Source organism: Pseudomonas sp. SG-MS2 (genome assembly GCF_009933855.1).
GTDB lineage: Bacteria > Pseudomonadota > Gammaproteobacteria > Pseudomonadales > Pseudomonadaceae > Aquipseudomonas > Aquipseudomonas putida_E.
Genome location: NZ_MOMO01000152.1, coordinates 1 through 5378, shown reverse-complemented (window position 1 = coordinate 5378; position 5378 = coordinate 1). Strand labels below are relative to the sequence as shown.

The following is a 5378-nucleotide window of genomic DNA, read 5'->3' as shown; positions in this document are numbered from 1 at the left end:
GCTGCCGGGACCAAGGTCATTGACCTGTCCGCCGACTTCCGCCTGCAGGACGCTGCCGAGTGGGCAAAATGGTACGGGCAGCCGCACGGCGCGCCGGAGTTGCTCAAGGATGCGGTCTACGGCCTGCCTGAAGTCAACCGTGAGAAAATTCGCCAGGCGCGCCTGATCGCTGTGCCGGGCTGCTACCCGACCGCTACCCAGTTGGGCTTCCTGCCGCTGCTTGAAGCTGGCCTGGCCGACCCGTTGCGCCTGATCGCCGACTGCAAGTCGGGTGTCAGCGGCGCCGGTCGTGGCGCCGCCGTGGGTTCGCTGTTCTGCGAAGCTGGCGAGAGCATGAAGGCCTACGCGGTCAAGGGCCACCGTCACTTGCCGGAAATCAGCCAAGGCCTACGCCTGGCTGCAGGCACGGACATCGGCCTGACCTTCGTGCCGCATCTGACCCCGATGATCCGCGGCATTCACTCGACCCTGTACGCGACTGTTGCCGATAAGTCGGTCGACTTGCAGGCACTGTTCGAGAAGCGCTACGCAGACGAGCCGTTCGTCGACGTGATGCCAGCGGGCAGCCACCCGGAAACCCGTAGCGTGCGCGGTGCCAACGTCTGCCGTATCGCCGTTCATCGCCCGCAAGGTGGTGACCTGGTGGTAGTGCTGTCGGTCATCGATAACCTGGTCAAGGGCGCGTCAGGCCAGGCGGTGCAGAACCTGAACATCCTGTTCGGCCTGGACGAGCGCATGGGCCTGTCCCATGCGGGCCTGCTGCCCTGACAGCAGCCACAAGCGGCAAGCGGCAAGCTCTAAGCTGCAAGTGAGCGTATTGCGTTCAGCTTGGAGCTTGTCACTTGCTGCTTACGTATTGTTGACCGATTTTCTCGGAGAAGCGGATAATGCGCGTCATCGAGTTTTATGGCGGCTACTGCGCCGGGAGAATCAACATGAGCGTCGAAACCTTCACCCCCACGGCTTTGGAATTTACTCACGGCGCCGCGCAAAAGGTGAAGACCCTGGTTTGCGAGGAAGGCAATGATCGCCTGAAGCTGCGGGTTTTCGTGACCGGTGGCGGCTGCTCGGGTTTCCAGTACGGCTTCACCTTCGATGAAGATGTGGCCGAAGATGACACCATCGTCGAGCGCGAAGGTGTATCTCTGGTGGTAGATCCTATGAGCTTCCAGTATCTGGCGGGCGCGGAGGTGGATTACCAGGAAGGCCTTGAGGGCTCGCGCTTCGTGATCAAGAACCCGAATGCCGCCACCACTTGTGGCTGCGGCTCTTCCTTCTCGATCTGAAGCCCGGTGGTACAAAAAACGCCGCGCATTTGCGCGGCGTTTTCGTTGCGGTCGCAAGGTCAGGCCGGGTAGATCGCGCCGAGAACCCGCAGCCCCTTGGCTGCCGTCACGCTGGGGCGGTTGGCGGCGATGCCTTCCAGGCAGCAATGGGCCAGCCAGGCAAATGCCATGCCCTCGACCCAGTCGGGGTCTACGCCATATGCCTGGGTGCTGGTGACCCGGGCATCGGGTAGCAGCGCGTCAAGGCGAGCCATCAATGCACCGTTGCGTGCACCGCCGCCACATACAAGCAGCGCTTCTGTGCCTTGCTGTGCATCGCGCAAGGACTCGATGATGCTGCGCGCCGTCAGCTCGAGCAGCGTGGCCTGAACATCTTCGTCACGATAATGCGGCATGCGAGCGAGATGGCCATCCAGCCAAGGCAGGTTGAACACTTCGCGGCCAGTACTCTTCGGGCCGCTGCCGGCGAAGAAAGGGTCGCTCAGCAACGCGCCCAGCAAATCGGTCTGGACCACACCAGTAGCTGCCCAGGCGCCGTCTGCGTCATAAGCCTGGCCGCGCTTACGCTCGACCCAGGCATCCAGCAACACATTGCCGGGGCCGCAGTCGAAACCGTGGACTGGCGTGTCGTGCTCGATCAGGCTGAGGTTGCTGAAACCGCCTACGTTGAGCACTGCCAACCGCTGGCCAAGACGGCCGAACAGGGTTTCATGAAACGCGGGCACCAACGGAGCGCCTTGGCCGCCAGCAGCCACATCGCGCCGGCGGAAGTCGGCTACCACTGTGATCCCGGTGAGCTCGGCGAGTAATGCCGGGTTGCCGATCTGCACGGTAAAGCCACGGGCAGGCTCGTGGCGGATGGTCTGGCCATGGCTGCCGATGGCGCGGATGGCGTCAGGCTGCAGCCCCTGCTTTTTCAGCAGCTGCTGTATACCTGCTGCGGCCAGGCTGGCCCAGTGGTTTTCCGCCAACGCTGCACGTGCGATTTCATCAGGGCCGCTGGCACACAGGGCAAGCAGTTGCTGACGCAGGTCGGCGGGCATTGGCAGGTAGTGGGTGGCGAGCAGCTTCAGCTGCTCGCCTTGCTCGATCAGGGCAATGTCCAGGCCGTCGAGGCTGGTGCCAGACATTACCCCCAGGTAGAGCGCCATAGCTCAGCGCTTGTTCGCTGCGAGCATGGTGGCCTTTTCCTGATCCATGCGCGCGATCAGTGGCTTGCTCTGCTGCAAGAACCGCTGGCGTTCGGCCTTGGCGATCGGATCGGACATCGGTACCTTCTGGCTCAGCGGGTCGACGTGGACGCCATTGACCTGGAACTCATAGTGCAGGTGCGGCCCTGTAGACAGGCCGGTGGTACCGATATAACCGATGATCTGCCCCTGCTTCACACTGCTGCCGGTCTTGATGCCTTTGGCAAAGCCCTGCATGTGCCCGTAGAGGGTCTTGTACCGGTTGCCGTGGGCGATGATCACTGTGTTGCCGTACCCGCCGCGACGGCCGGCCAGCTCGATGCGACCGTCACCGGCTGCCTTGATTGGTGTGCCGCGTGGCGCGGCATAGTCGACGCCCTTGTGTGCGCGGATCTTGTTCAGAATAGGGTGCTTGCGGCCAGCGGAAAACCGCGAGCTGATACGGGCAAAGTCCACGGGGGTACGGATGAACGCCTTGCGCAGGCTGTTGCCGTCGGCTGTGTAGTAGCTGGTGTTGCCCTGCTTGTTGGTATAGCGCACCGCAGTGTAGGTCTTGCCGCGGTTGGTGAAGCGGGCGGACAGGATGTTGCCTGTACCGATCACCTTGCCATCCATGACTTTCTGCTCGTAGACGACGTCGAATTCGTCACCCTGGCGGATGTCCTGAGCGAAATCGATGTCGTAGCCCAGTACTTTGGCCATGTCCATGGTCAGGCTGTGCGACAGGCCGGCACGCTGGGCCGAGGCCGACAACGAACTTTTGATCACGCCGTGGGCGTAGGCAGTGCGTACCAACGGCTTGCTGATTTCGCGGTCGAAGCTGTAGCCCTTGGCGGTCTTTGTCAGGCGGATGGTCTCGAGGGTACTGACCTTGCTTTGCAGGCTGGCCAGTTGGCCGTCCTTGTCGAGTTCGAATTGCAGCACCTGGCCATGCTTGAGCTGGCTGAACTGCTTGGCCTGCTTGTTGCTGGCCAGCAGGTCGTGCACCGCATTGGCGGGCAGGCCGACTTTTTCGAACAGGGTGGACAGTGTATCGCCACGCGCCACGGTGATTTCGCGATGCCCAGGCTCCTTGGCCTCTGGTTTCTGTTCTGGGGCTGGAAGTTCTTGAGTAGCTTGCTCGGTCTTGGAGTCGGCACCTTCGATTTGTGCGAACGGTGAGCCTTGATCTGCTTCGCTCTGCACCAGGGGCGCGGCACCGGGCTCGCCCTTCAGTTGCTCTGCCGGGCTTTCCAGCTCGAGGCTGAGCGTGGTCTTCTTGGCTTCGACTTCGCTGGACGGAAATACCAGCAGAGCCAGGCTGAGCAGGGCGGCGATGCCGCTGGCGGCCAGCAGATGGCTTTTCGGATAAAGCGGTGGCGCTTTAGGCGTTTCGTCGGTCATAGGTAAGGTGGCTTTTTGAAGAAAAGTGAATATGGAAAAGATGAATGACATGATGAAGATGAAATAACTGTATAAAATATAACCAAATCCAATTTCACGCAAGGGCGCGTAGACGCCGCGAGGCTGCGGTCAGGTCACATCCCGTTGCGAAACTTGTATTTGATGGCCGATCTTGTATGGTTGGCTCCCCTTGAATCTGAGCCTTGCGGGTCTGTCTATGAAGTCGGTTGAAGAGCAGCTGGCGCTTATCAAGCGCGGTGCGGAAGAAGTGTTGGTCGAGTCGGAACTGGTCGAGAAGCTCAAGCGCGGCCAGCCTCTGCGTATCAAGGCAGGTTTCGATCCGACTGCGCCTGACCTGCACCTGGGGCACACCGTGCTGATCAACAAGCTGCGCCAGTTCCAGGAGCTGGGTCATCAGGTCGTCTTCCTGATCGGCGACTTCACTGGAATGATCGGTGATCCGAGTGGCAAAAGCGCGACGCGCCCGCCGTTGACCCGTGAGCAGGTGCTGGATAATGCCGAGACCTACAAGCAGCAGGTGTTCAAGATTCTCGATCCGGCCAAGACCGAGGTCGCGTTCAACTCCACCTGGATGGACAAGCTGACACCGGCTGACTTCATTCGCCTGGCGTCGCAGTACACGGTGGCGCGCATGCTTGAGCGCGATGACTTCGACAAGCGCTATACCACCAATCAGCCGATCGCCATCCATGAGTTCCTTTACCCGCTGGTGCAGGGGTACGACTCGGTAGCCCTCAAGGCTGATGTGGAGCTGGGTGGTACCGACCAGAAGTTCAACTTGCTGATGGGGCGCGAGCTGCAGCGCGCCTACGGCCAGGAAGCGCAGAGCATCGTGACCATGCCGCTGCTCGAAGGGCTGGACGGCGTTAAGAAAATGTCCAAGTCGCTGGGCAACTATGTCGGTATCCAGGAAGCGCCTGGGGTGATGTACAGCAAGCTGGTGTCGATCCCGGACACGCTGATGTGGCGTTACTTCGAATTGCTGAGCTTCCGCTCCATGGAGGAGATCGAGCAGTACCGTGCTGATGTCGCCAATGGTGCGAACCCGCGCGACATCAAGATCAAGCTGGCGGAAGAGCTCGTTGCGCGTTTCCATGGTGAAGAGGCGGCTGCCAACGCCCACCGTGCGGCGGGTAATCGCATGAAAGAGGGAGAGTTGCCGGAAGATCTGCCCGAGATTGAAGTGACCGCGGCTGAAGACTTGCCGATCGCTGCTGTGCTGAACCGTGCTGGCCTGGTGAAGAACTCGGCGATGGCGCGCGATCTGCTCAATGGTGGTGCGGTCAAGGTTGATGGGGCGGTGGTCGAGCGTGACTTCATGTTTGCGATTGGCGCCACTCATGTGTGTCAGGCGGGCAAGAAGGCGTTTGCCCGGGTTACGCTCAAGGCGGAGTGAGCGTCTGGTGGCGTAGCTATATATAGAAGCGGGGAGGCCTACAGGCCTCCCCGCTTTGTTTTAGGCGATATCAAGGTTTATTGAAATTAAGCCTTGACGGGC

At 60.8% G+C, this 5378-nt stretch carries 5 protein-coding genes; 3 read left to right on the top strand and 2 right to left on the bottom strand.

Going from position 1 to position 5378, the window contains the following annotated elements; all coding sequences use genetic code 11:
• A partial coding sequence (gene argC, locus BLX42_RS12565; protein ID WP_161871893.1) for an N-acetyl-gamma-glutamyl-phosphate reductase occupies positions 1-768 on the top strand: 768 nt, incomplete at its 5' end.
• Between the two features lie 167 nt (positions 769-935).
• Positions 936-1286: an iron-sulfur cluster insertion protein ErpA gene (gene erpA, locus BLX42_RS12560; RefSeq protein WP_046787605.1), complete on the top strand. Its 351-nt coding sequence runs from the start codon at positions 936-938 to the stop codon at positions 1284-1286.
• 59 nt (positions 1287-1345) lie between these two features.
• On the opposite strand, the gene BLX42_RS12555 is transcribed toward erpA, so the two are convergent.
• Entirely contained in the window at positions 1346-2437 is a 1092-nt protein-coding gene (locus tag BLX42_RS12555) for an anhydro-N-acetylmuramic acid kinase (protein ID WP_161871892.1), read from the bottom strand.
• Positions 2438-2440: 3 nt separating this feature from the next.
• The gene (locus tag BLX42_RS12550) at positions 2441-3859 is read right to left on the bottom strand and encodes a peptidoglycan DD-metalloendopeptidase family protein (protein ID WP_161871891.1); all 1419 of its coding nucleotides are present in this window, start codon (positions 3857-3859) and stop codon (positions 2441-2443) included.
• A gap of 217 nt (positions 3860-4076) precedes the next feature.
• On the opposite strand from BLX42_RS12550, the gene tyrS reads away from it, so the two are divergent.
• Positions 4077-5276, top strand: a complete 1200-nt coding sequence (gene tyrS / locus BLX42_RS12545) for a tyrosine--tRNA ligase (protein WP_161871890.1) — start codon at positions 4077-4079, stop codon at positions 5274-5276.
• Positions 5277-5378: the final 102 nt, after the last annotated feature.

Coding starts and splice junctions, on each gene's coding strand:
- erpA (WP_046787605.1), top strand. CDS start 936: ATGAGCGTCGAAACCTTCACCCCCACGGCTTTGGAATTTACTCACGGC.
- BLX42_RS12555 (WP_161871892.1), bottom strand. CDS start 2,437: ATGGCGCTCTACCTGGGGGTAATGTCTGGCACCAGCCTCGACGGCCTG.
- BLX42_RS12550 (WP_161871891.1), bottom strand. CDS start 3,859: ATGACCGACGAAACGCCTAAAGCGCCACCGCTTTATCCGAAAAGCCAT.
- tyrS (WP_161871890.1), top strand. CDS start 4,077: ATGAAGTCGGTTGAAGAGCAGCTGGCGCTTATCAAGCGCGGTGCGGAA.